Origin of the sequence: Lelliottia sp. F153, assembly GCF_002870005.1 — a bacterium.
Taxonomy (GTDB): Bacteria; Pseudomonadota; Gammaproteobacteria; order Enterobacterales; family Enterobacteriaceae; genus Enterobacter; species Enterobacter nimipressuralis.
On sequence record NZ_PKFT01000003.1, the window covers coordinates 340,821 to 365,034 of the forward strand.

Here is a 24,214-nt window from a genome sequence, read left to right on the forward strand (position 1 = left end):
ACAGTTTATCAATCCGTTTATTTTCAATTAATCTGGATAGTTATTTATTAATTTACCTTAGGACAAAAATAGTTAACGCAGATAAGTGCATATTCATTCTTAGTGAAAATTTTTATCCTTTTAAATCATACTGTTAGTTATTTATGCCTGATTATTTCATTATACATAACAATAACAATCTCAAATAACCCCAGCCAATTATGCTTAATGATTCATTCCCGAATTTAACCTAATTAAGCATAATCTGACGCGAATCATGCAATAGAAAACAAAGCCGACAATATCCGATTTCACGTGAGCCACATCACAAAATACAATTCTTAACTGCCTACTATGGGCCTTGAAATCAATTGAGCTTAAAGGGCTATGAATTAATAACGATTCATAGCACAGCCCTTTTTATTCTGAAAAAACAGTTAAAGGAATAATTATGGAAAAGCATTACGTCGGTTCTGAAATTGGTCAATTGCGTAGCGTTATGCTGCATCGCCCGAATTTAAGTCTGAAACGCTTAACGCCGTCGAATTGTCAGGAGCTGTTGTTCGATGACGTTCTGTCCGTCGAGCGGGCGGGTGAAGAGCACGATATCTTCGCAAATACCTTACGCGAGCAGGGAGTGGAAGTCCTGCTGCTAACCGATTTACTCACCCAAACGCTTGATAACAAAGACGCAAAAGCCTGGCTGCTGGACACCCAAATCTCTGACTATCGCCTTGGCCCCACCTTCGCCAACGATGTGCGCGGCTGGCTGGCGGATATGTCCCATCGCGAACTGGCCCGCCGTCTGAGCGGGGGTTTGACCTACGGCGAAATCCCGGCCTCGATTAAAAATATGGTTGTCGATACCCATACGGCCAATGATTTTATTATGAAGCCGCTGCCCAACCATTTATTTACGCGCGACACCTCATGCTGGATTTATAACGGTGTTTCAATTAATCCGATGGCAAAACCGGCCCGTCAGCGTGAAACCAATAATCTGCGCGCAATATATCGCTGGCACCCGGCGTTTGCCGACGGTGATTTTATTAAATACTTTGGCGATGAGAATATTAATTACGATCACGCCACATTAGAGGGCGGCGACGTATTAGTGATTGGTCGCGGCGCCGTATTAATTGGCATGTCTGAACGCACCACTCCGCAGGGCGTCGAATTCCTGGCCCAAAGCCTGTTTAAACACCGCCAGGCAGAACGCGTAATTGCCGTCGAACTGCCGAAACACCGCTCCTGTATGCACCTCGACACGGTCATGACCCACATCGACGTCGACACCTTCTCCGTCTACCCGGAAGTGGTGCGCAAAGACGCCCAGTGCTGGACGCTCACCCCGGACGGTCGCGGCGGCCTGCTGCGCACCCAGGAAACAGACCTGCTCCACGCCCTCGAAAAAGCCCTCGGCGTTAACCAGATACGACTGATCACCACCGGCGGCGACGCTTTCGAAGCCGAACGCGAGCAGTGGAACGACGCCAACAACGTGCTGACCATTCGCCCCGGCGTGGTGATTGGCTACGAGCGCAATATCTGGACCAACGAGAAATACGACAAAGCCGGGATCACCGTGCTGCCTATTCCAGGCGACGAACTCGGACGCGGTCGCGGCGGTGCGCGCTGCATGAGCTGCCCGCTGGAACGCGACGGAATTTAAAGGAGCCATCATGGAAAGAAAACCCACTCTGGTCGTGGCGCTGGGCGGTAACGCGCTGCTCAAACGCGGCGAACCGCTGGAAGCGGACATTCAGCGCCAGAACATCGAGCTGGCGGCCCGCACTATCGCCGGACTCACCGCCCAGTGGCGCGTGGTGCTGGTCCACGGCAACGGGCCGCAGGTCGGGCTGCTGGCGCTGCAAAACAGCGCCTACGACAAGGTCACGCCCTATCCGCTCGACATTCTCGGGGCTGAAAGCCAGGGGATGATCGGCTACATGCTCCAGCAAGCGCTGAAAAACAACCTGCCGCAGCGCGAGGTGAGCGTCCTGCTGACGCAGGTCGAAGTCGATGGCAACGACCCGGCGTTTCGCAATCCGACCAAATACATCGGCCCGGTGTACAGCGAAGAGCAGGCCAACACCCTGCGGTCAGAAAAAGGCTGGGTATTTAAAGCCGACGGCAGCTATTTCCGCCGCGTGGTGCCGTCGCCACAGCCGAAACGCATTGTTGAGAGCGACGCCATTACCGCCCTGATAGCGCGCGATCATCTGGTGATTTGCAACGGCGGCGGCGGCGTCCCGGTGGTGGAGAACGCCAACGGCTACCGCGGTATTGAAGCGGTCATCGACAAAGATCTCTCCGCCGCCCTGCTGGCCCGCCAGATAGAGGCCGACGCGCTGTTGATCCTCACGGACGCCGACGCGGTGTACCTCGACTGGGGCAAACCGACCCAACGCCCGCTGGCGCAGGTCTCTCCGGAGGTGCTCAAAACCCTGCAGTTCGACGCCGGTTCGATGGGGCCGAAAGTTGCCGCCTGCCGTGAATTTGTCGAGGCCTGCAACGGTATCGCCGGTATCGGCGCGCTGGCCGACGGAGCCGCGATTCTGGCAGGCGACAAGGGGACGTTGATTCGCAATTGATTCCTATTTTTCCCTTCACCCTGCTCCGGGCATTTCCCCTCTCCCGTTAAGAGAGGGGCGGGTGAAGGGCACCAGACAGCTCAACATTTAACAAGGATCGCCACATGACCATTAACCTGAAAAACCGCAACTTCCTCAAACTGCTGGACTACACCCCGGCAGAAATCCAGTACCTGATCGATCTGGCCATCGACCTGAAAGCCGCAAAAAAAGCCGGGCGTGAAAAGCAGACCTTAGTCGGCAAAAACATCGCCCTGATCTTCGAAAAAACCTCCACCCGCACGCGCTGCGCCTTTGAAGTGGGCGCCTTTGACCAGGGCGCGCAGGTCACCTACCTCGGCCCAAGCGGATCGCAGATTGGCCACAAAGAGTCGATGAAAGACACCGCCCGCGTGCTGGGCCGCATGTATGACGGCATCGAGTATCGCGGCTACGGCCAGGCCATCGTAGAAGAGCTGGGCGAATACGCGGGCGTGCCGGTGTGGAACGGGCTGACCGATGAATTCCACCCGACGCAAATCCTCGCCGATCTGATGACCATGCTCGAACACGCGCCGGGCAAAACCCTGCCGGAGCTGAGCTTCGCCTATCTGGGCGACGCGCGGAACAACATGGGCAACTCCCTGATGGTCGGCGCAGCGAAGATGGGCATGGATATCCGTCTGGTGGCGCCGAAATCCTTCTGGCCGGAAGCCGGGCTGGTCGAGCAGTGCCGCGCCATCGCCAAAGAGACCGGCGCACGCATCACCCTGACTGACGACGTGAATGAGGGCGTTCACGGCACCAATTTTCTCTACACGGACGTGTGGGTGTCGATGGGCGAACCGAAAGAGGCCTGGGCAGAGCGTGTAAGCCTGATGAAACCGTATCAGATCAACGGCGACGTCATGAAAGCCACCGGCAATCCGAACGTGAAATTCATGCACTGCCTGCCCGCGTTCCACAACGAACACACCAAAGTGGGCCGTGAAATCGAAATGGCGTACGGCCTGAAAGGGCTGGAGGTGACGGAAGAGGTCTTCGAATCCCCGAACTCTATCGTCTTCGACGAAGCAGAGAACCGCATGCACACCATTAAAGCGGTCATGGTGGCGACACTCGGCGACTAATCACCGCCCGGCGCGGCCACAGGCTGCGCCGGGGCAAGGAGAACATCATGGGCAAGTTCAAATTTCCTTCCGCTTACACCATTCTCTTTTTCCTGATCGCCGTGGTCGCCGCCCTGAGCTGGATTGTTCCGGCCGGGCAGTACCAGATGGCAATGAATGCCGCCCTCGGCAAAGAAGTGCCCATTGCCGGAACCTACGCACACGTCGCCGCGCATCCGCAGGGGATCGTTGCGGTGCTGATGGCGCCGATCGCCGGGCTGTACGATCCTGAGTCCGGCCAGGCGGGGGCGATCGACGTCGCGCTGTTTATTCTGATCATCGGCGGTTTTCTCGGGATCGTCACCAAAACCGGGGCGATTGACGCCGGGATCGAACGCGTCACCACCCGGCTGCGTGGCCGCGAAGAGTGGATGATCCCGATCCTGATGGCGCTGTTCGCCGCCGGTGGGACCATTTACGGCATGGCGGAAGAGTCGCTGCCGTTCTACACGCTGTTAGTGCCGGTGATGCTGGCCGCCCGTTTCGACCCGGTGGTCGCCGCCTCCACGGTGCTGCTCGGCGCGGGGATCGGCACGCTCGGTTCAACCATTAACCCCTTCGCTACGGTCATCGCCGCCAACGCCGCGGGGATTCCGTTCACCAACGGGATCGCCCTGCGCGTCGCCCTGCTGGCGATCGGCTGGATCATCTGCGTGTGGTGGGTGATGCGTTACGCCCGCAAAGTGCGCCAGGACCCGTCCCTGTCGATTGTCGCCGACAAAGAGGCCGAGAACCGTGCGCATTTCCTCGGCGATAAAGGCCAGCAGTCGCTGGAATTTACCCCGGTGCGCAAAGTTATTCTGGTGATTTTCGCCCTCGCCTTCGCGGTGATGATCTACGGCGTGGCGGTGCTCGGCTGGTGGATGGCAGAGATCTCCGCAGTCTTCCTCGCCAGCGCCATTATCGTCGGCCTGATCGCCCGCATGAGCGAAGAAGAGCTGACATCAACATTTATCAACGGGGCGCGGGATTTGCTGGGCGTCGCGCTGATTATTGGTATTGCGCGCGGTATCGTAGTCATCATGGATAAGGGCATGATTACGCACACGATTTTGCACAGTGCCGAAGGCCTGGTGACCGGACTGTCGACGGTGGCGTTTATCAACGTGATGTACTGGCTGGAAGTGGTGCTGTCGTTTCTGGTGCCTTCTTCTTCGGGCCTTGCCGTTCTGACGATGCCGATCATGGCACCGCTTGCCGATTTCGCTAACGTCAACCGCGACCTGGTCGTGACGGCGTACCAGTCAGCCTCCGGGATTGTCAATCTGGTCACACCGACGTCCGCCGTGGTGATGGGGGGTCTTGCGATCGCGCGCGTACCCTACGTGCGTTATCTCAAGTGGGTTGCCCCGCTGCTGGGTATTTTGACGGTGGTGATCATGGTGGCGTTGAGCCTGGGTGCGCTTATCTGATTTGCCGGATGGCGCTGCGCTTATCCGGCCTGCGGTAATCTTTTTGTAGGCCCGGTAAGCGTTGCGCCACCGGGCATTTTTTGTTGGCAACAGAGATGGGAACCAGATGATGGAATATGGAGAATACTCCCCAAAAGAACAGCTTCAGCTCGCGGTATGCCAGAGCCTGATCAGCGAAAACAGCTACCTTTCTCAGGAAGAGATCCGCCGCGACCTGCAGGAACGGGGGTTTGACAGCATCAGCCAGTCGAGCGTCTCCCGGCTGCTGAAATTGCTTGGTATCATAAAAATTCGAAATGCCAAAGGACAAAAGATTTATTCGATGAATCCGCAGTTGCGCCCTGCGCCGGATGCCGCCCGTTCGATCTCCGAAATGGTGGTCAGCGTGGAGCACAATAGCGAATTTATCCTTATTCATACCGTCGCCGGATACGGGCGCGCCGTGGCGCGAATTCTGGATTATCACCAGTTACCGGAAATTTTAGGTGTGGTGGCCGGAAGCAGTATTGTCTGGGTCGCGCCCCGCGTAGTAAAGCGCACGGCACTGGTACATAAGCAAATTAATTATTTACTCAGAACGCATTAATATTCAAATAGAACCGTTTGCACTGAGTAAAGTGTGCATTAATCGCTTGATCAGAAAATCGAGCTGAGTATAATGCCCGACAATTTGCCGGGAGGAAGTCATGGTCAAGCGTGTACGACATACAGTCATACCGCGTCTGAAAACAGACGCTGGCCTGCCGTTTTTCTTCCCGTTGATAACCCTATTCCCAGAGCCCCTCATTTGAGGGGCTTTTTTTTGCCCGGCGTCAGGAGATAAACATGAATCCGCTTTATCAAAAACACATCATTTCCATCAATGACCTCAGCCGCGAAGAGCTGGAACTGGTTCTGGATACCGCGGCAAAACTGAAGGCCAACCCACAGCCCGAGCTGCTGAAGCACAAAGTGATCGCGAGCTGCTTCTTTGAAGCCTCCACCCGTACCCGTCTGTCGTTCGAGACCTCCATGCACCGTCTCGGCGCGAGCGTGGTCGGCTTCTCTGACAGCAGCAATACGTCGCTGGGCAAAAAAGGCGAGACGCTGGCGGATACCATCTCCGTCATCAGCACCTACGTGGACGCGATTGTTATGCGCCACCCGCAGGAAGGCGCAGCGCGTCTGGCGACCGAGTTCTCCGGCGGTATTCCGGTGCTGAATGCCGGTGACGGTGCGAACCAGCATCCAACGCAGACCTTGCTGGATCTCTTCACCATCCAGGAAACGCAGGGACGTCTGGAAAATCTGCACATCGCCATGGTCGGGGATCTGAAATATGGCCGCACCGTCCACTCGCTGGCCCAGGCGCTGGCGAAATTTAATGGCAACCGCTTCTACTTTATCGCCCCGGCGGCGCTGGCGATGCCGCAATACATTCTCGATATGCTCGACGAAAAAGGCATCCAGTGGAGCCAGCACGCCAGCATTGAAGAGGTGATGGGTGAAGTGGACGTGCTGTACATGACGCGCGTGCAGAAAGAGCGCCTCGACCCGTCCGAGTACGCCAACGTCAAAGCCCAGTTCATCCTGCGTGCCAGCGACCTCGAAGGCGCACGCCCGAACATGAAAGTGCTGCACCCGCTGCCGCGCATTGACGAAATTGCCACCGACGTGGATAAGACGCCGCACGCCTGGTATTTCCAGCAGGCAGGCAACGGCATCTTCGCTCGCCAGGCGTTACTGGCACTGGTTCTGAATCGCGAATTCGTTCTGTAAGGGGAAATGACAATGACACATGATAATAAACTCCAGGTTGAAGCCATCAAACGTGGCACCGTGATTGACCATATCCCTGCGCAGGTGGGCTTTAAACTGCTGACGCTGTTCAAGCTGACCGAAACCGACCAGCGCATCACCATCGGCCTGAACCTGCCGTCCGGCGAGATGGGCCGCAAAGACCTGATCAAAATCGAGAACACCTTCCTGACCGACGAGCAGGTCAACCAGCTCTCCCTGTACGCGCCGGACGCGACGGTGAACCGCATCGACGATTACGAAGTGGTGGGCAAATCGCGCCCGAACTTACCGGAACGCATCGAGCACGTGCTGATCTGCCCGAACAGCAACTGCATCAGTCATGCTGAGCCGGTGTCATCCAGTTTTGCAGTGAAAAAACGGGCGAATGACATCGCACTCAAATGCAAATATTGCGAAAAAGAGTTTTCTCATTATGTGGTGCTGGCCAACTAATTGAGGTTGGTATTGAGATTCCGGCCTCCTGTTACACGAAATCATTCGCACCGCATCAAGGCTAAATATCCCCGGAAGCAGAGGAAACTCTGTGACCGGGGTATGAGGACGCGGCCAACGAAGAGGCGGCGTGAAGGATGATGTGTATAATGGCCGGGACCCTTCTTAACGCTGTAATCCTGGAGAAAATATGAGCAAAGTACTTGCGACGGAAAATGCACCAGCGGCTATCGGTCCTTACGTTCAGGGCGTAGATCTCGGCAGCATGATTATCACTTCCGGTCAGATCCCGGTGAACCCGAAAACCGGCGAAGTGCCGGAAGATGTGGCGGCACAGGCGCGTCAGTCACTGGAAAACGTGAAAGCGATCGTTGAATCCGCGGGCCTGAAAGTGGGCGATATCGTGAAAACGACCGTGTTCGTTAAAGATCTGAACGATTTCGCGACCGTTAACGCCACTTACGAAGCGTTCTTCAACGAACACGACGCAACCTTCCCGGCGCGTTCTTGCGTAGAAGTCGCGCGTCTGCCAAAAGACGTGAAGATTGAGATTGAGGCGATTGCAGTTCGTCGCTGATCGATGTGCCCTCTCCGCTGCGGAGGGGGCTGTTTCTGCTACCTCCCCCTTCCCCGCAACTTTTTCATCCCCCTCCATTTTTCTCTGAATCACCTTCGCAGTTCAGGAATTTTTCCCATAATCAGAACTCACTTTTTTATACAGAGGAGTAGGGTTAACACCCACAAATTAGGGTGTTTTAAAAGAGAGAATGAGTGCGTATTGAAGAAGAGGTTTTTCTTGATGAATACGGCATGCGGCGAAAGAGGTTCGTCTATGACCATCGTATTCACCACAGCTATGTTTTTGTCGCCGCTAAAGAAATTTACACCGTCATTATTGGTAGCCTGGTTGAGGAGCTAACCTTTACCCGGATCGGTTACAAAATGCCAGCCGGAGTGACGTTCCCGTTGAACGGCATGGCGGAAGTCTATTTTGATGCCTTTGACGGGATGGATAATTTGGCCGATTTTCGTCATGTTCGATTTGAGGGGTTAGGCAGTGCTGTTGTATTACAAATGGTCTCACTGGCTTTAATCGCCCACTATGAGACATTTAATATCGGCGGTTTCGTCTTCCAGGCCGCCTCCGGTGGAGTGGTCGATATCGGCCGCCGCATCACGCTTGAAGAGACCTATGACTACATGCTTGGGTTAAAAAATGAACCGCGTTATAATCAAAAGACTGGCTTGGCAAAGAAAGTTCCGCGGCCACTGATAGCCAAAGATTTACGGGCATACAAAACAGTTACAGAGGGGAGAGCCAGCTATGTCGTATTACATTAAGCAACAATGCCCGGCACTTTCCACCTCTAAAAATGGTGAAAAAATTCTGTTTCAAACATTCGTATTTGCTCAACTGACCACGCATTATGTCAACGCAGACGCGCATACCAGCCCGGCTAAAGCCAGCCTGACGGCAGCAAAGAAACGCTCTTCTGCTACCTTATTACGCCAAAAGCTTAAAGGCCCTCTGGTGCGTGAACTGCGCGAAATCTGACAGCGTTAAAAAGGCCTGAAAATCAGGCCTTTTTTGTGTTTATTTCAACATAACGTCTACTGATTCCGCGTCGCCCTGAGCAACTTCTCCAGCGGATAAACCGCTGCAATCACCACCTCATCCTGAATCTTCGCCGCGTTATCCAGCTCGGTCTGAATCGAGGCGATCTCCTTATCGTCCAGCGTGCCTTGCCGCGCCACCAGATCCGTCAGGCGGAGGCCAATCGACGCCAGTTTGTCCACCTCCTGAATCACCGGTTTGATGGCTTTCAGCTGATAGCTGTTTTCACTCAGCGCCAGCGCGTCGCTGGTATTGTTCTGCCAGCGCGTAAAGACGTGGCGCAGCGCTTCGGCGCTTTCCGTGTCTTCGGCATCGCTTATCAGCCGCTCGGCCCATTTATCCATCTGACGCACCGTGGCGCTCTCGGCGTTCAGCGCGTCGGCGTAGCGGTTTAGCGGCTCAAACTGATGATAATTTCCGGCCTGGAATTTCAGGTGCTGACGGGTGTAATACTGCGCAGGCTCCACGGCCTGGGCGAGAATGTGCAGCGGCAGGGTGTCGGCGTTATTCGCCAGACGAGTGAACTGCGCCTGCTGCTGGCTATGCTGTTGCAGCCCGACCGATACTGTCGTCCAGCTGTCCATCGCCTGCAAACGGGTGTACATATTGTCGATATCATTCACATCCTGCGCAGACCACAGGCGCTCCGCCACTGCAAACGCGCGCGGCCAGAGTTTGATATCCAGAACCGGGGCAATCACGTTTTCCGCCCACAGCGCCGCTTCGCCGCCGAGCAGATTGGCCTGCTGATCGGCATCCGGCACCGTCGGCTGAATCCCTTTCGGCACTTCATTGAGGCGCGCGCCGGAAATCGGATAGCGGGCGTTCCCCACCAGGAAGTAGCCGGTGAGTTTGTCGTCCGACACATTGACCACCGGGCGCGTTTCGCCCATCCAGGTGTCGACGGTGAAGCTCAGCTGGTTGTCGTCGCGCCATTCGATATGATCAATCGCACGGCGGGATTTGCCGCTGAAATCAATAAATCCGCGCCAGCCGGAAACGCCTTTAATCAGCGTAAAACTGCCCTCGACCGGTTTGCCTTTCAGACGCGGCATCGTGAAAGTCCAGCTCTGCGCGCTGTCGGAATCGGCGATGATATCCATGCCGTTTAAGCCCTGCGGCACGATCTCATTGCGGTAGTGATAGGCCGTGGACTGGGGCTGATCGAGGTAAAAACCGGTGGAGAGAATGCCTTTATAGCCCTGCTTCGCCACCTCGCCGAGCGCATCCTGCCCCTGCCAGGACTGGATCAGAATGCTTTTCGGCAGATCGGGATGATAGATCTCGTCCCAGCCGACCATCTGGCGATGGTGTTTCTCAAGAATGGTTTCCAGTTTGCGGTTGAAATAGGCCTGCAGCGCATGGCTGTCCGCCAGTTTGTTGTCGCGCATAAACTGCTGGATGGCGGTGCTGTTTTTCCACTGGCTATCGTCAACTTCATCACCGCCGATATGCAGATACGGATCGGGGAAGATCGCAGCCAGTTCGCTGACCATCGCGTCGGCAAAGGTGTAGGTCGCCTCTTTTGTTGGATCGAGAACGGGTTTCAGCACGCCCCAGTGGCGCTCCATTTCATACGGACCAGGTGCGCTCATCAGTTCCGGATAGGCCACGGCGATCGCCGAGGCATGGCCCGGCATGTCAATTTCGGGAACCACGCGAATACCCCGCGCGGTGGCGTAACGCACCACGTCGCGCATCTGCTCCGGCGTGTAGAACAGCCCGTCGCTGGCGAGCTGGGTCAGTTTAGGATAGCGCTTCGAGGTAAACCGCCAGCCCTGATCGTCCGTCAGATGCCAGTGCATGACGTTTAGCTTCGCCGCCGCCATGCCGTCGATCTGGCGTTTAATGTCCTCCAGCGGAATGAAATGACGCGCCGAATCGAGCAGCAGCCCACGCCACGGGAAGCGCGGGGAGTCGTCAATCGACACCCACGGAATCGAGGTGTTTTCCGCGCCATTTTGAATCAGCTGGAGCAACGTTTCCATCGCCCGCAGCGCGCCAAAGCGCGTGTTAGCGGTGATGTTCACACCGCTCGCATCCACGGTGAGTTTGTAGCTCTCATCGCTGTCCGGCAGCGGCTGCGGCTTCACTTTTTTGGCGATGGTCACTGAAATAGTGGGCTTTTCAGGTTTGTCGGCCTGGGGCTGAAGCGTCCAGCCCGTTTGCAGCGCGATGCGCTGGCGAAGACGGTTTGCGGCATCACCCAGATCGTCGCCGCTGATACTGACGGAAATATTATCGCTGAGGACAAATGCGCCCTGCTGTGCGGGCCGTTCAACGTGGGCGGGCCAGGGCATTAACGGCAGATCGCCTGCCGGAGCCGCCAGCGCAGAGGTACCGAGCAAAAGCCCGGCGGTGATGAGGCTAAGACGTAACATAATGTTCCTTATCAGAATTTGACGGGCCAAAAACAGACAAAACATTTTGTTAACATGCGTATAAATTGTCGTCAAGCAAAGTGCATGACGGGGATCACAGGTTATGGAATTTGGGAGGAAGGCTATTTTGCCGGGCGGCAACGACACCTTACCCGGCAGATTCGGAACACAGGCCCGGCGGTGCCGGGCATGAGATTTACTGCCAGCCGTAACGACGGCTATAGAACCCTTTCACCATCTGCGTCAGCACCATGTAACCCGCCAGAATCGCCACCAGCCATGGGAAATAGCTCAGCGGCAGTGCCTGCAGGTTCAGGTAGCTTGCCAGCGGTGAGAACGGCAGCGCGATACCCAGCACCATCACCACGCCGGTCATGATGATCAGCGGCCAGGCGGCGCGGCTCTGGAAGAACGGAATACGGCGCGTGCGGATCATATGCACAATCAGCGTCTGCGACAGCAGCCCGACCACGAACCAGCCGGACTGGAACAAAGTCTGATGTTCTGGCGTGTTGGCGTGGAACACGAACCACATCAGGCAGAAGGTCAGAATGTCGAAGATCGAGCTGATCGGGCCAAAGAACAGCATGAAGCGGCCCAGATCAGACGGATTCCAGCGCTGCGGCTTCTGGATCTGCTCGTCGTCCACGTTATCAAACGGGATCGCCACCTGGGAGACGTCGTACATCAGGTTCTGAATCAGCAGGTGCAGCGGCAACATCGGCAGGAATGGCAGAAATGCGCTCGCCACCAGCACACTGAAGACGTTACCGAAGTTAGAGCTGGCGGTCATTTTGATGTATTTGAGCATGTTGGCAAAGGTACGGCGTCCTTCGATCACACCCTGCTCCAGCACCATCAGGCTCTTTTCCAGCAGGATGATGTCGGCCGCTTCGCGTGCAATATCCACCGCGCCGTCGACGGAAATCCCGATATCCGCCGCGCGCAGCGCAGGCGCATCGTTGATACCATCGCCCATAAAGCCAACCACGTGCCCTTCGCGGCGCAGCAGCGTCACAATGCGCTCTTTGTGCATTGGCGTCAGGCGCGCAAACAGCGTGGTGGTTTTGGCAAGCTGTGCCAGTTCATCGTCAGAGAGCGTTTCAATATCGCTGCCCGTGACAATCACACCCGCATCCAGCCCCACTTCATGACACACTTTCGCCGCCACCAGCTCGCTGTCGCCGGTAAGAATTTTGACGGTAATGCCGCTGGCTTTCAGCGCTTTCAGCGCCGGTGCCGTCGTCTCTTTCGGTGGATCGAGGAAGGCGATGTACCCTTCGAGGATCAGATCCGACTCATCAAGGCGATGGTAATCCCCTTCGCGCCCCGGCAGGAATTTGCTGGCCACCGCCACGACGCGCAGCCCCTGACGGTTCAGGTTATCTGTCACACGCTTGATGCGACGCAGCATGGTGTCGTCCAGCGGCACAATTTCACCGTTATGACGCACCTGCGTAGAAACATTCAGGATCTCCTGCAACGCTCCTTTGCAGATCAGCTGATGCACATTCGCCTGCTCACTCACCACCACCGACATGCGGCGACGCTCGAAGTCGAACGGGATCTCATCCACTTTTTGCCAGCGCGTTGAGAGCGCGCGCGCAGAATCTTCATCCACCCCCTCCAGTACGGCGACATCCAGCAGGTTTTTCAGCCCGGTCTGGTAATGGCTGTTCAGCCACGCGGTTTGCAGCACGCGCTCGCTGACTTTACCGGAGATATCCGTATGATTCTCCAGCACAATTTTATCCTGAGTCAGGGTGCCGGTTTTATCGGTGCAGAGGATATCCATCGCGCCAAAGTTCTGAATGGCGTCGAGGTGTTTCACAATCACTTTCTGACGGGAGAGTTTCACCGCCCCGCGCGCCAGCGTGGAGGTGACAATCATCGGCAGCATTTCCGGCGTTAAGCCCACCGCCACGGAGAGGGCGAACAGCGCCGCTTCCCACCAGTCGCCTTTGGTGTAGCCATTGATCAGCAATACGATTGGCGTCATGACCATCATAAAGCGGATCAGCAGCATACTGACGCGACCGATACCTTTCTGGAACGCGTTTGGCTCGCTTTCCTGCTCGCTCACACGCCCGGCAAGCTGACCAAACCAGGTGTTGCCGCCCGTGGCGATAACGATGGCCTGCGCGGTGCCGCTCACCACGGTGGTGCCCATAAAGCACAGGGTATCGCTTTCGAGCGGATTAGTTTGCTGCGGATCGCGGCTGCGCGCCACTTTCTCGACCGGCAGGGATTCCCCGGTCAGGGACGCCTGGGCGACAAACAGATCGCGTGCCTGAATCACACGCAGATCGGCCGGGATCATGTCCCCTGCCGCCAGTTTGATCATATCGCCCACCACCAGCTGATCGATCGGCAGTTCCAGCCAGGCGCTTTCGCCTTTCGTGTTAATGACGCGCTGCACGGTGGCGGTGTTGCTGACCATCGCCTTCAGGGCGTCCGCCGCGCGGGTGGAGCGCGCCTCCTGGATAAAGTTGAGCATGGTGGAGATCGCCACCATCAGCGCGATCACGCCTGCGGCAAACAGATCTTCCGTGGCATACGAGATGATCGCCAGCACCGTCAGCAGCAGGTTGAACGGGTTGCGGTAGCAGAGCCACAGATGAACCCACCACGGGGCCGGTTTTTGCGCCGGGATTTTGTTGTCGCCGTGCTCGGCGCGCGTTTTTTCTACTTCGGCTGCGTTCAGCCCTTCCGGATGACCGCCGAAAGCGCGCCAGACCTCGTTTTCGTCCATCGCGGCGGCTTTCAGGCAATGCTCCGTCAGCGTGGAGGGAATGGCAGCGCCTGCCAGGTTTTTGGCATTCGGCAGCGGATCGCGCTGAACCAGACGGCGCGGCAGGTGGCGGTTTAGCTGCGCGAGCAGCTGCTGGGTGATATTTTTCAGCATAGTAAGCCCCCCGCATCCGCAAAGGCGGACGCAGTGTTAACTTCAGGCACAGCAAGGCGGTACCTGAAGGGCACTTAAATTTTCAAAGCAGAGATTTTTTACCCCACTCTTTCAGGCTGTATGCCGGCGCATAGCCACCGCATATGCAGCTTGAAATAGGACGGGTAACGTCACTGCCTCACACATCACCGGTGAGACAGCGAAAAGGCTGGCTTACCGGAAAGGACTCAGTCTCCATGACTGGAGAGGGGTGGGATCGGGATCCATACGGCCTCCGGTAAGTGAAAAAAGGGGTTATCACCGCGCAGTTATGGGTTTTAACCATACCGTTAGTGGCGGTTCGGGCGGTATGATACGCCCGCAGATTTAAACCGTACATATACCAGACTTTGCTCATTGCGAATTAAATCGTAAGCAGTAGTCTCAATTGACGACCATGCTGTTACAGGGAATAAAGGATGCAGAATCGCCTGACCATTAAAGACATCGCCCGTTTAAGCGGCGTGGGGAAATCCACCGTGTCGCGCGTACTGAACAACGAAAGTGGCGTCAGTGAACGCACGCGCGAGCGCGTCGAGGCGGTGATGAATCAGCACGGTTTTTCTCCTTCCCGTTCCGCGCGCGCCATGCGCGGACAGAGCGACAAAGTGGTCGCCATTATTGTTTCGCGTCTCGATTCTCTGTCGGAAAATCTGGCGGTGCAAACCATGCTCCCCGCCTTTTACGAGCAGGGTTACGACCCGATCATGATGGAGAGCCAGTTCTCGCCTCAACTGGTGGAAGAGCATCTTGGGATGCTGCAACGACGCAATATCGACGGCGTGGTGCTGTTTGGGTTTACCGGCATTCAGGATGAAATTCTGAAACCCTGGCAGGCCTCGCTGGTGCTGCTGGCGCGCGACGCCAGCGGCTTTGCCTCCGTCTGCTACGACGACGAAGGGGCGATCCTTACCCTGATGCAGCGCCTGTACGAGCAAGGCCATCGCCATATCAGTTTCCTCGGCGTGCCGCACAGCGACGTCACCACCGGCAAGCGCCGCCACGAAGCCTATCTCGCGTTTTGCAAACAGCACGCTCTCCCGGCGGTGGCCTCTTTGCCGGGCCTGGCAATGAAACAGGGCTACGAACAGGTGGCAAGCGTGCTCACCCCGCAAACTACCGCCCTTATTTGCGCCACGGATACCCTCGCGCTGGGCGCCAGCAAGTATTTGCAGGAGCAGCGCATCGACACTATCCAGCTCGCGAGCGTCGGCAGCACACCGCTGATGAAGTTCCTGCATCCGGAGATTGTCACCGTCGATCCGGGCTACGCCGAAGCGGGCCGTCAGGCGGCGATGCAGCTGATCGAGCAGATAAACGGTCGCTCTGAACCACGCCAAATCGTTATCCCCGCCCATATTTCTTAACCCTCCGAAAAGGGATTATTGTGATCCTCACCCAATTTCGGGAACGTTCCCATTTTCAGCGTCTCGCTCAAAGAGTAGGCTTGCGTCCAGGTCATTACCCTCCACATCTGTCATGAGGCTTCATGATGAGCAAAGTTAAACAAACTGATATCGACCAGCTGATCGTTCTGGTTGGGGGACGCGAGAATATCGCCACCGTCAGCCACTGCATTACCCGTCTGCGTTTTGTGCTGAACGATCCGGCCAAAGCCAATCCGAAGGCCATCGAAGAGCTGTCGATGGTCAAAGGCTGCTTTACCAACGCCGGCCAGTTCCAGGTAGTGATTGGCACAGAAGTGGGTGATTACTATCACGCCCTGCTGGCGACCACCGGGCATTCGTCGGCAGATAAAGAGCAGGCCAAGAAAGCGGCGCGCCAGAATATGAAATGGCACGAGCAGCTGATCTCCCACTTCGCGGAAATCTTCTTCCCGCTGCTGCCAGCGCTGATCAGCGGAGGTCTGATCCTCGGTTTCCGCAACGTGATTGGCGACGTGCCAATGAGCGACGGCAAAACCCTGGCGCAGCTTTACCCCGCGCTGCAGAGCATCTATGACTTCCTGTGGCTGATTGGCGAGGCGATCTTCTTCTATCTGCCGGTCGGGATCTGCTGGTCGGCGGTGCGTAAAATGGGCGGCACGCCGATCCTCGGCATCGTGCTTGGCGTAACGCTGGTCTCTCCGCAGTTAATGAACGCTTACTTACTTGGGCAACAGGTGCCGGAAGTGTGGAACTTCGGCCTGTTTACCATCGCTAAAGTGGGTTATCAGGCGCAGGTTATTCCCGCCCTGCTGGCCGGTCTCGCACTCGGGTTTATTGAGACGCGCCTGAAACGTATCGTCCCGGATTACCTCTATCTGGTGGTCGTGCCGGTCTGCTCGCTGATTCTGGCCGTGTTCCTCGCCCACGCATTTATCGGTCCGTTTGGCCGCATGATTGGCGACGGCGTGGCCTTCGCGGTGCGTCACCTGATGACCGGCAGCTTCGCCCCGATTGGCGCTGCGCTGTTTGGCTTCCTCTATGCGCCACTGGTGATTACCGGTGTGCATCAGACTACGCTCGCCATCGACATGCAGATGATTCAGAGCCTCGGTGGTACACCGGTCTGGCCGATTATCGCCCTGTCGAACATTGCTCAGGCGTCGGCGGTCACTGGGATTATCCTGGTCAGCCGTAAACACAACGAGCGTGAAATCTCGGTGCCGGCAGCCATCTCCGCCTATCTCGGCGTGACCGAACCGGCGATGTACGGTATCAACCTGAAATACCGCTTCCCGATGCTGTGCGCGATGATCGGCTCAGGTCTGGCGGGGCTGCTGTGTGGGCTGAACGGCGTGATGGCGAACGGCATCGGCGTCGGTGGCCTGCCGGGTATCCTCTCTATTCAGCCGTCCTACTGGCAGGTGTTCGCCCTGGCCATGGCGGTGGCGATTATCGTCCCGATGGCGCTGACCACGGTTATCTATCAGCGCAAGTTCCGTCAGGGCACGCTGCAGATTGTTTAACGTCTTCTTTCGGGGCGCAGTTGCGCCCCTTCGCATTTGCAGGAACGCATTATGAATACCCTTCCGCACTGGTGGCAAAACGGCGTCATCTATCAGATTTACCCAAAGAGTTTTCAGGACACCACCGGGCGTGGTACCGGTGATTTACGCGGCGTCACGCAGCGTCTGGACTATCTGAAAACCCTCGGCGTGGACGCCCTCTGGCTGACACCATTCTATATTTCCCCGCAGATCGATAACGGCTACGACGTGGCGAACTACACCGCCATCGATCCGGCCTACGGCACGCTGGATGATTTTGACGAACTGGTGAAACAGGCCCATGCGCGCGGCATCCGTCTGGTGCTCGACATGGTGCTCAACCACACTTCCACGCAGCACGCGTGGTTCCGTGAATCTCTCAGCAAAGAGAGCCCGTACCGTGAGTTCTATATCTGGCGCGACGGTACGCCGGACGCGCTGCCGAACAACTGGCGCTCCAAATTTGGCGGCAACGCCTGGCGCTGGCACGCCGAGAGCGAGCAGTATTATCTGCACCTTTTCGCCCCCGAGCAGGCGGATCTGAACTGGGAAAACCCGCAGGTCCGCAGCGAGCTGAAAAAAGTGTGCGAGTTCTGGGCCGATCGCGGCGTGGACGGCCTGCGTCTCGACGTGATTAACCTGATCTCCAAGGACCAGGATTTCCCGGACGATAACCTCGGCGATGGCCGCCGTTTCTATACCGACGGCCCGCGCGCCCATGAATATTTGCAGGAGATGAGCCGGGATGTGTTCACCCCGCGCAACCTGATGACCGTGGGCGAGATGTCCTCCACCTCGCTGGAAAATTGCCAGCAATACGCCGCGCTCGACGGGCGTGAACTGTCGATGACCTTTAACTTCCATCACCTGAAAGTCGATTACCCGAACGGCGAAAAGTGGACACTCGCGAAGCCCGATTACGTGGCGCTGAAAACTTTGTTCAGCCACTGGCAGCAAGGGATGCATGGCGTTGCGTGGAACGCTCTTTTCTGGTGTAACCACGATCAGCCGCGCATCGTTTCGCGCTTTGGCGACGAGGGAGAATACCGCACCACCTCCGCCAAAATGCTGGCAATGGTGCTGCACGGCATGCAGGGCACGCCGTACATCTACCAGGGTGAAGAGATCGGTATGACCAACCCGCACTTCGCCCGCATCACCGATTATCGCGATGTGGAGAGCCACAACATGTTCGCCGAGCAGCGGGCAAAGGGGCGCGATGCAGAGGAACTTCTGGCGATTCTGGCGAGTAAATCCCGCGACAACAGCCGCACGCCGATGCAGTGGGATGCCACCTCGAACGGCGGTTTTACCACCGGCGAGCCGTGGATCGATCTGTGCGATAACGTCGCGACCCTCAACGTTGACGCGGCGCTCAGCGATCCCGACTCCGTGTTTTATACCTATCAGTCGCTGATCGCTCTGCGCAAATCGCTGCCGCTGCTGACCTGGGGCGACTATCAGGATCTGCTGCCGACGCATCCTTCCCTGTGGTGTTACCGCCGCCAGTGGCAGGGGCAGACGCTGATCGTGGTCGCAAACCTGAGTCATGAATGCCAGGCGTGGCAGCCGGACGCCCTCAGCGGCGACTGGCGCGTAGTGCTCAGCAACTACGCCGAAGTCGCCAGCCAACCCGCCGCGATGACACTGCGTCCGTTTGAGGCGGTGTGGTGGCTGCAGGCGTAGTACAAAATGCCGGGCAGCGCTGCGTTTGCCCGGCAATATTTTACTGTTTTTGTTGAATATTTAATCAGATTTTTCCTGCCCGGATTTACAATCGCTGTAGTGCCCGCCGTTTGTACTCTCGTCTTTTTACTTTGTTCTGAATCAAAAAAATCGCAAACATGTTTGATGCAAATCACTACATATAGAACTTAAAATGCACGCCGACCCAACATATTGTATTTATCGTCTACTATTCCAACAAGACAACGGCGACGACGCCGGCCGGAATTGTGGATAACAAGCGTCGGGAACGAGGGAAGTGACTGAGGCATCGGGACTTGCGTCCTGTGCAGCCTTCCCCACCTCTGTGGATAACCTGTTTTTAATGGAGTGATCATGACACCGCATGTGATGAAACGAGATGGCTGTAAAGTGCCGTTTAAATCAGAGCGCATCAAAGAAGCGATTCTGCGTGCAGCTAAAGCAGCGGGAGTCGATGACGCAGATTACTGCGCCACCGTCGCAGAAATCGTCAGTAGCCAGATGAATGAGCGCAGTCAGGTGGATATCAACGAGATCCAGACTGCGGTAGAAAACCAGCTGATGTCCGGCCCGTACAAGCAGCTGGCGCGCGCCTACATTGAGTACCGTCACGACCGTGACATCCAGCGTGAAAAGCGCGGTCGCCTGAATCAGGAGATCCGTGGCCTGGTCGAGCAGACCAACTCTGCGCTACTGAATGAAAACGCCAACAAAGACAGCAAAGTGATCCCGACCCAGCGCGACCTGCTGGCCGGTATCGTCGCCAAGCACTATGCCCGTCAGCATCTGCTGCCGCGCGACGTGGTGCAGGCCCATGAACGCGGTGAGATTCACTACCACGATCTCGACTACTCCCCGTTCTTCCCGATGTTCAACTGTATGCTGATCGACCTGAAAGGCATGCTGACCCACGGTTTTAAAATGGGCAACGCCGAGATCGAGCCGCCAAAATCCATCTCTACTGCCACGGCGGTAACGGCGCAAATCATCGCCCAGGTCGCCAGCCATATTTACGGCGGCACCACCATTAACCGCATCGACGAAGTGCTGGCACCGTTTGTCACCGAGAGCTTTAACAAGCATCGCAAAGTGGCGCAAGAGTGGCAGATCCCGGACGCGGACGGCTATGCCCGCTCCCGCACCGAGAAAGAGTGCTACGACGCGTTCCAGTCTCTGGAATACGAAGTGAACACCCTGCACACCGCCAACGGCCAGACGCCGTTTGTAACCTTCGGTTTTGGTCTGGGGACCAGCTGGGAGTCGCGTCTGATTCAGCAGTCGATTTTGCGCAATCGTATTTCGGGCCTCGGCAAAAACCGCAAAACCGCGGTGTTCCCAAAACTGGTCTTCGCCATTCGCGATGGCCTGAATCACAAGTTTGGTGATGCGAACTACGACATCAAACAGCTGGCGCTGGAATGCGCGAGCAAGCGCATGTATCCGGATATTCTGAACTACGACCAGGTGGTGAAAGTCACGGGTTCGTTCAAAACCCCGATGGGCTGCCGCAGCTTCCTCGGCGTGTATGAAAATGAAAACGGCGAGCAGGTGCATGAAGGCCGCAACAACATCGGCGTGATCAGCCTCAACCTGCCGCGCATCGCGCTGGAAGCGAAGGGTGACGAAGCCGCGTTCTGGACCTTGCTCGACGAACGTCTGCAGCTGGCGCGTAAAGCGCTGATGACCCGTATTGCGCGTCTGGAGGGAGTAAAAGCGCGCGTGGCGCCGATCCTCTATATGGAAGGTGCCTGTGGCGTGCGCCTGAAAGCAGACGATGACGTTTCTGAAATCTTCAAGAACGGCCGCGCGTCAATTTCGCTGGGGTATATCGGCATCCACGAAACCATCAACGCCCTGTTTGGCAATCAGCACATGTATGACAGCGAAGCCCTGCGCGCGAAAGGCATCGCTATCGTTCAGCGCCTGCGCGATGCGGTCGACCAGTGGAAAGACGAAACGGGCTACGGCTTTAGCCTCTACAGCACGCCGAGCGAAAACCTGTGCGACCGCTTCTGCCGTCTGGATACCGCCGAGTTTGGCGTGGTGAACGGCGTGACCGACAAAGGCTACTACACCAACAGCTTCCACCTCGACGTAGAGAAAAAGGTCAATCCGTACGACAAGATCGACTTTGAAGCGGCCTACCCGCCGGTGGCGAACGGTGGCTTTATCTGTTACGGCGAGTACCCGAACATTCAGCACAACCTGAAAGCGCTGGAAGACGTGTGGGATTATAGCTATCAGCACGTGCCCTATTACGGCACTAACACGCCGATCGATGAGTGCTACGAGTGTGGTTTCACCGGTGAATTCGAATGTACCAGCAAGGGCTTTACCTGTCCGAAATGCGGTAACCACGACGCCGCGCGTGTCTCCGTAACCCGCCGTGTCTGTGGTTATCTCGGCAGCCCGGACGCACGTCCGTTCAACGCCGGTAAGCAGGAAGAAGTGAAGCGCCGCGTGAAACATTTGGGGAATGGCCAGATCGGGTAATACATCGAATTTATGACAAGTGAAATACCTGGAGGTTGTATGAGTAATTACGAGCTAATTAAGTACGCGATTCAGAATAAAAAACAAGTTACTGCAATGTACGGCGGATATTTTAGAGAAATGTGCCCACATGCCTTAGGGCAAAAAAATGGGCGCTACCAAGCGATGTTCTATCAATTTGGAGGGGAAAGTAGCAAGGGTACAATAACGCTAGATAATTCTGAATGGCGTTGTATGCAAATTGATAAACTTACGGACATCCAAGTCAAAGATGGTGAGTGGGTAACTGGAGATAACCATAGTCGCCCACAAACTTGTGTCGACCAGATTGATTACGAAGTAACACTATAAGTGAATTATCACCAGTATTACCCCGTCGACATCGTCAACGGCCCCGGCACCCGCTGCACGCTTTTTGTGTCCGGGTGCGTTCACGAATGCCCTGGCTGCTACAACAAAAGCACCTGGCGTCTGAACTCGGGCCTGCCGTTTGACGACGAGATGGAAAACCGGATCATCAGGGATTTGAACGACACGCGTATCCCGCGCCAGGGGGTCTCCCTCTCCGGCGGCGATCCGCTCCATCCGCAGAACGTGCCGCACATTCTGAAACTGGTGAAACGCATTCGAGAAGAGTGCGCGGGGAAAGATATCTGGGTGTGGACGGGCTATAAGCTGGATGAGCTGAACGACGCTCAGATGGAAATCGTCGACCTGATTAACGTGCTGGTGGATGGTAAGTTCGTGCAGGATTTGAAAGACCCGGCGCTGATTTGGCGCGGCAGCAGCAACCAGGTTGTACATCATTTACGATAAACCGTGGGCGGAGACGTTTTCCGCCCATCGCCTCAAAAACGACTCAAACTCTCCATCGCCACCGTTTTGAATTCTGCAAAATCACGGCAGCCGCACAGGCGCGTCATCGCCCGCTCGCGCAGGAAGGTGACGAAAATATCGTAAATCGCCATCGCCTCTTCGTATTCGCTTTTGCTGATCGCCAGCAGGAAAATCACGTGCGCCGTTTCGTCGCCCCACTTTATTCCCTGCGGAGCCAGTACGGTGTAGACCACGGTTTTTTGCGCCAGCAGACCGAGGGAGTGGGGCAGCGCGATACCGTCGCCGAGCATGGTGCTGACGATGGCTTCACGTTCGACCACCGAGTCGAGAAACTCCGCGTCGACAAATCCTTCCTCACGCAGTTGCCCGCACAGTTCCTGAAACAACGTTTGCTGATCACTGTTTGAATCAATCACGCGGAAATGGTCGGCGTCGAAGTATTTTTCCAGCATCCACGGACGGGTGCGATCCACCAGCACCAGCTTGCCAATCTGCTCCAGCTGATAGTCGGTCGGGAACGGCGCGATCTGCACCACCGGTTTCGCTTTTTCACTGATGCGGGCGGTGGAGATCACGAAATCCTCGCTGATGCTTTCCGCCAGCTCGTACTCGCGCAGGGTGACGGTGCGCGTCACTTCCACCTGCGGGTATTTGCGCTGCAGCACCGCTTCAATCATGCGCGCCATCGCGTTCCCGGCATCGCACACCAGCAGGACGCGCGGCTGGCGCTGATAGCCGACGTTGTAATGGCGTTCCAGCCCGACGCCGATGTGCAGCACCAGAAAACCAATCTCGTTTTCGCTGATCACGTACGGCGTGTATTTCCCCCAGCCGGAGACCGCCGCCAGGGTCATATCCCACGCCATCGGATAGTGCTGTTTGATGTTATCCAGCAGCGGATTGGGGATCATGATTTGGTAACGCACGCGGGTGATCATGGTTTTAATATGTGTCAGCAGATCCGCGTGCAGCTGGGCATCGTTCAACAGGTTGTAGTTATAGTGGGTGTTAATGTAGCGCAGGATATAGTTCACCAGCGCTTCGTCGTCGTCAGCGTTAATCGCGCTCGGGGCGATCTCCTGAATCTGGCGCGCGGCGATGTGGACGCAAAGCCAGTTTTCCTCTGACGGTGAGAGCACTTTATCCGCCAGCCGGGCAATGGCCGCAGCAATATCCCGCGCGGCGTCACGCACGTTCTCTTCGACATCCTCGGCGTTAAATTCCGGCAGCGGATAGCCTTCGCTGATGCGGCGCACGGACACGGCACAATAGAGCCGTACAAACAGCTCGCCTTCATCCGTGAGACGAATGTGATGGCGCGTGAGAGTGTCATGCAGCACCATAACCAGCTGCTCCGGCACACCCGCATTCAGGGCAACTTCCGTCACCAGCGGATTGAGGCTGTCCTGCTGCGCCAGCTCCCACAGCAAATCCGTCAGGCAGGCGCGAATCGACATCTCACTGCCGAACAGTTTCATGCCGTGGCGCGGGCGCGTTTCCAGCGTCAGGCTGTAGCGGTGGAACCACTCTCGCACCTCCACCATGTCGTTTTGCAGGGTCGCGCGGCTGACAAACCATTCATCAGCCAAATCTTCCAGCTTTAACGAAAAAGCAGAGGTGAGAAAACGCACCACCAGATAATGCACGCGCTCCTGTCCGGTGCGCGGGATCCGCAGCGCGCGCGGGCGAGAATCCTGCAACGACTGATAGCGCGCGGCATCGTCAATCTTGAGCTGATAGCCGTTGCCGCGGCTGAGAATAAACTGCGCGCCGTGGCCTGCCAGCAGCGCGTTCAGGGCGGTGATGTCCGCCCGCACGGTACGTGTGGATACCGACAGCCGCTGCGCCAGCTCGTCCTGCGGCAGCGTCTCGTTTTGCAACAGATCAAACAGTTGCGCTAAACGTTGGTTCGGAAATCGCACGTCTTTATCCTCTTACGG

21 protein-coding genes are annotated in these 24,214 nt (G+C 56.5%); 17 read left to right on the forward strand and 4 right to left on the reverse strand.

Translation table 11 applies throughout. The features are described 5' to 3' along the window. Window positions 1-430 precede the first annotated feature (430 nt). The 11 genes from arcA to F153LOC_RS11345 all read left to right on the forward strand — a co-directional run bounded on the left by arcA (window position 431) and on the right by F153LOC_RS11345 (window position 8,920). On the forward strand, window positions 431-1,651 hold the full coding sequence (gene arcA / locus F153LOC_RS11290; RefSeq protein ID WP_100777812.1) for an arginine deiminase: 1,221 nt from the start codon (window positions 431-433) through the stop codon (window positions 1,649-1,651). A gap of 10 nt (window positions 1,652-1,661) precedes the next feature. Then, complete coding sequence (gene arcC / locus F153LOC_RS11295; protein ID WP_102104485.1) at window positions 1,662-2,573, forward strand: carbamate kinase; 912 nt, start codon at window positions 1,662-1,664, stop codon at window positions 2,571-2,573. A 104-nt stretch (window positions 2,574-2,677) separates the two neighbouring features. Beyond that, a complete protein-coding gene (argF, locus tag F153LOC_RS11300) occupies window positions 2,678-3,682 on the forward strand; it encodes an ornithine carbamoyltransferase (protein ID WP_102104484.1) in 1,005 nt (334 codons plus the stop codon). Window positions 3,683-3,729: 47 nt separating this feature from the next. Then, the gene (locus tag F153LOC_RS11305) at window positions 3,730-5,133 is read left to right on the forward strand and encodes a YfcC family protein (protein ID WP_100777815.1); all 1,404 of its coding nucleotides are present in this window, start codon (window positions 3,730-3,732) and stop codon (window positions 5,131-5,133) included. A 106-nt stretch (window positions 5,134-5,239) separates the two neighbouring features. Further along, entirely contained in the window at window positions 5,240-5,719 is a 480-nt protein-coding gene (locus F153LOC_RS11310; protein ID WP_102104483.1) for an arginine repressor, read from the forward strand. A gap of 100 nt (window positions 5,720-5,819) precedes the next feature. Then, the gene (locus tag F153LOC_RS11320; protein ID WP_095280562.1) at window positions 5,820-5,924 is read left to right on the forward strand and encodes a pyrBI operon leader peptide; all 105 of its coding nucleotides are present in this window, start codon (window positions 5,820-5,822) and stop codon (window positions 5,922-5,924) included. A 34-nt stretch (window positions 5,925-5,958) separates the two neighbouring features. Next, window positions 5,959-6,891 (forward strand): aspartate carbamoyltransferase, encoded by a 933-nt coding sequence (gene pyrB, locus F153LOC_RS11325; protein WP_100777816.1) that lies wholly within the window; start codon window positions 5,959-5,961, stop codon window positions 6,889-6,891. A 12-nt stretch (window positions 6,892-6,903) separates the two neighbouring features. Further along, complete coding sequence (gene pyrI / locus F153LOC_RS11330) at window positions 6,904-7,365, forward strand: aspartate carbamoyltransferase regulatory subunit (protein ID WP_100777817.1); 462 nt, start codon at window positions 6,904-6,906, stop codon at window positions 7,363-7,365. Between the two features lie 190 nt (window positions 7,366-7,555). Continuing rightward, window positions 7,556-7,942, forward strand: coding sequence for an enamine/imine deaminase (locus tag F153LOC_RS11335; RefSeq protein ID WP_100777818.1), 387 nt, complete (start codon window positions 7,556-7,558; stop codon window positions 7,940-7,942). 194 nt (window positions 7,943-8,136) lie between these two features. After that, window positions 8,137-8,706: a hypothetical protein gene (locus F153LOC_RS11340; protein ID WP_102104482.1), complete on the forward strand. Its 570-nt coding sequence runs from the start codon at window positions 8,137-8,139 to the stop codon at window positions 8,704-8,706. Beyond that, window positions 8,690-8,920 carry a hypothetical protein gene (locus tag F153LOC_RS11345; protein ID WP_102104481.1) on the forward strand — a complete coding sequence of 77 codons (231 nt, stop codon included), beginning with the start codon at window positions 8,690-8,692 and terminating at the stop codon, window positions 8,918-8,920. The genes F153LOC_RS11340 and F153LOC_RS11345 overlap by 17 nt, the downstream gene beginning before the upstream one ends. Window positions 8,921-8,976: 56 nt before the next feature. On the opposite strand, the gene F153LOC_RS11350 is transcribed toward F153LOC_RS11345, so the two are convergent. The 3 genes from F153LOC_RS11350 to mgtL all read right to left on the reverse strand — a co-directional run bounded on the left by F153LOC_RS11350 (window position 8,977) and on the right by mgtL (window position 14,533). After that, window positions 8,977-11,361 carry a beta-N-acetylhexosaminidase gene (locus F153LOC_RS11350; protein ID WP_102104480.1) on the reverse strand — a complete coding sequence of 795 codons (2,385 nt, stop codon included), beginning with the start codon at window positions 11,359-11,361 and terminating at the stop codon, window positions 8,977-8,979. A 196-nt stretch (window positions 11,362-11,557) separates the two neighbouring features. Further along, entirely contained in the window at window positions 11,558-14,266 is a 2,709-nt protein-coding gene (gene mgtA, locus F153LOC_RS11355; RefSeq protein ID WP_102104479.1) for a magnesium-translocating P-type ATPase, read from the reverse strand. 213 nt (window positions 14,267-14,479) lie between these two features. Continuing rightward, window positions 14,480-14,533, reverse strand: a complete 54-nt coding sequence (gene mgtL / locus F153LOC_RS21875; protein WP_220186778.1) for a mgtA regulatory leader peptide MgtL — start codon at window positions 14,531-14,533, stop codon at window positions 14,480-14,482. 191 nt (window positions 14,534-14,724) lie between these two features. Between mgtL and treR the strand changes: the two genes are divergently transcribed. The 6 genes from treR to nrdG all read left to right on the forward strand — a co-directional run bounded on the left by treR (window position 14,725) and on the right by nrdG (window position 22,253). Then, window positions 14,725-15,672, forward strand: coding sequence for a trehalose operon repressor TreR (treR, locus tag F153LOC_RS11360; RefSeq protein WP_100777823.1), 948 nt, complete (start codon window positions 14,725-14,727; stop codon window positions 15,670-15,672). Window positions 15,673-15,797: 125 nt separating this feature from the next. Continuing rightward, window positions 15,798-17,216, forward strand: coding sequence for a PTS trehalose transporter subunit IIBC (treB, locus tag F153LOC_RS11365; protein ID WP_181827912.1), 1,419 nt, complete (start codon window positions 15,798-15,800; stop codon window positions 17,214-17,216). Window positions 17,217-17,267: 51 nt separating this feature from the next. Then, the gene (treC, locus tag F153LOC_RS11370; protein ID WP_102104478.1) at window positions 17,268-18,923 is read left to right on the forward strand and encodes an alpha,alpha-phosphotrehalase; all 1,656 of its coding nucleotides are present in this window, start codon (window positions 17,268-17,270) and stop codon (window positions 18,921-18,923) included. 375 nt (window positions 18,924-19,298) lie between these two features. Further along, window positions 19,299-21,437, forward strand: coding sequence for an anaerobic ribonucleoside-triphosphate reductase (gene nrdD, locus F153LOC_RS11380; protein ID WP_100777827.1), 2,139 nt, complete (start codon window positions 19,299-19,301; stop codon window positions 21,435-21,437). Window positions 21,438-21,476: 39 nt separating this feature from the next. Further along, window positions 21,477-21,788 (forward strand): hypothetical protein, encoded by a 312-nt coding sequence (locus F153LOC_RS11385; protein ID WP_102104477.1) that lies wholly within the window; start codon window positions 21,477-21,479, stop codon window positions 21,786-21,788. Further along, window positions 21,789-22,253 (forward strand): anaerobic ribonucleoside-triphosphate reductase-activating protein, encoded by a 465-nt coding sequence (gene nrdG / locus F153LOC_RS11390; RefSeq protein WP_102104476.1) that lies wholly within the window; start codon window positions 21,789-21,791, stop codon window positions 22,251-22,253. Window positions 22,254-22,285: 32 nt separating this feature from the next. On the opposite strand, the gene F153LOC_RS11395 is transcribed toward nrdG, so the two are convergent. Next, on the reverse strand, window positions 22,286-24,196 hold the full coding sequence (locus tag F153LOC_RS11395; protein ID WP_100777829.1) for a transcription antiterminator: 1,911 nt from the start codon (window positions 24,194-24,196) through the stop codon (window positions 22,286-22,288). Window positions 24,197-24,214: the final 18 nt, after the last annotated feature.

Coding starts and splice junctions, on each gene's coding strand:
- arcA (WP_100777812.1), top strand. CDS start 431: ATGGAAAAGCATTACGTCGGTTCTGAAATTGGTCAATTGCGTAGCGTT.
- arcC (WP_102104485.1), top strand. CDS start 1,662: ATGGAAAGAAAACCCACTCTGGTCGTGGCGCTGGGCGGTAACGCGCTG.
- argF (WP_102104484.1), top strand. CDS start 2,678: ATGACCATTAACCTGAAAAACCGCAACTTCCTCAAACTGCTGGACTAC.
- F153LOC_RS11305 (WP_100777815.1), top strand. CDS start 3,730: ATGGGCAAGTTCAAATTTCCTTCCGCTTACACCATTCTCTTTTTCCTG.
- F153LOC_RS11310 (WP_102104483.1), top strand. CDS start 5,240: ATGATGGAATATGGAGAATACTCCCCAAAAGAACAGCTTCAGCTCGCG.
- F153LOC_RS11320 (WP_095280562.1), top strand. CDS start 5,820: ATGGTCAAGCGTGTACGACATACAGTCATACCGCGTCTGAAAACAGAC.
- pyrB (WP_100777816.1), top strand. CDS start 5,959: ATGAATCCGCTTTATCAAAAACACATCATTTCCATCAATGACCTCAGC.
- pyrI (WP_100777817.1), top strand. CDS start 6,904: ATGACACATGATAATAAACTCCAGGTTGAAGCCATCAAACGTGGCACC.
- F153LOC_RS11335 (WP_100777818.1), top strand. CDS start 7,556: ATGAGCAAAGTACTTGCGACGGAAAATGCACCAGCGGCTATCGGTCCT.
- F153LOC_RS11345 (WP_102104481.1), top strand. CDS start 8,690: ATGTCGTATTACATTAAGCAACAATGCCCGGCACTTTCCACCTCTAAA.
- F153LOC_RS11350 (WP_102104480.1), bottom strand. CDS start 11,361: ATGTTACGTCTTAGCCTCATCACCGCCGGGCTTTTGCTCGGTACCTCT.
- mgtA (WP_102104479.1), bottom strand. CDS start 14,266: ATGCTGAAAAATATCACCCAGCAGCTGCTCGCGCAGCTAAACCGCCAC.
- treR (WP_100777823.1), top strand. CDS start 14,725: ATGCAGAATCGCCTGACCATTAAAGACATCGCCCGTTTAAGCGGCGTG.
- treB (WP_181827912.1), top strand. CDS start 15,798: ATGAGCAAAGTTAAACAAACTGATATCGACCAGCTGATCGTTCTGGTT.
- treC (WP_102104478.1), top strand. CDS start 17,268: ATGAATACCCTTCCGCACTGGTGGCAAAACGGCGTCATCTATCAGATT.
- nrdD (WP_100777827.1), top strand. CDS start 19,299: ATGACACCGCATGTGATGAAACGAGATGGCTGTAAAGTGCCGTTTAAA.
- F153LOC_RS11385 (WP_102104477.1), top strand. CDS start 21,477: ATGAGTAATTACGAGCTAATTAAGTACGCGATTCAGAATAAAAAACAA.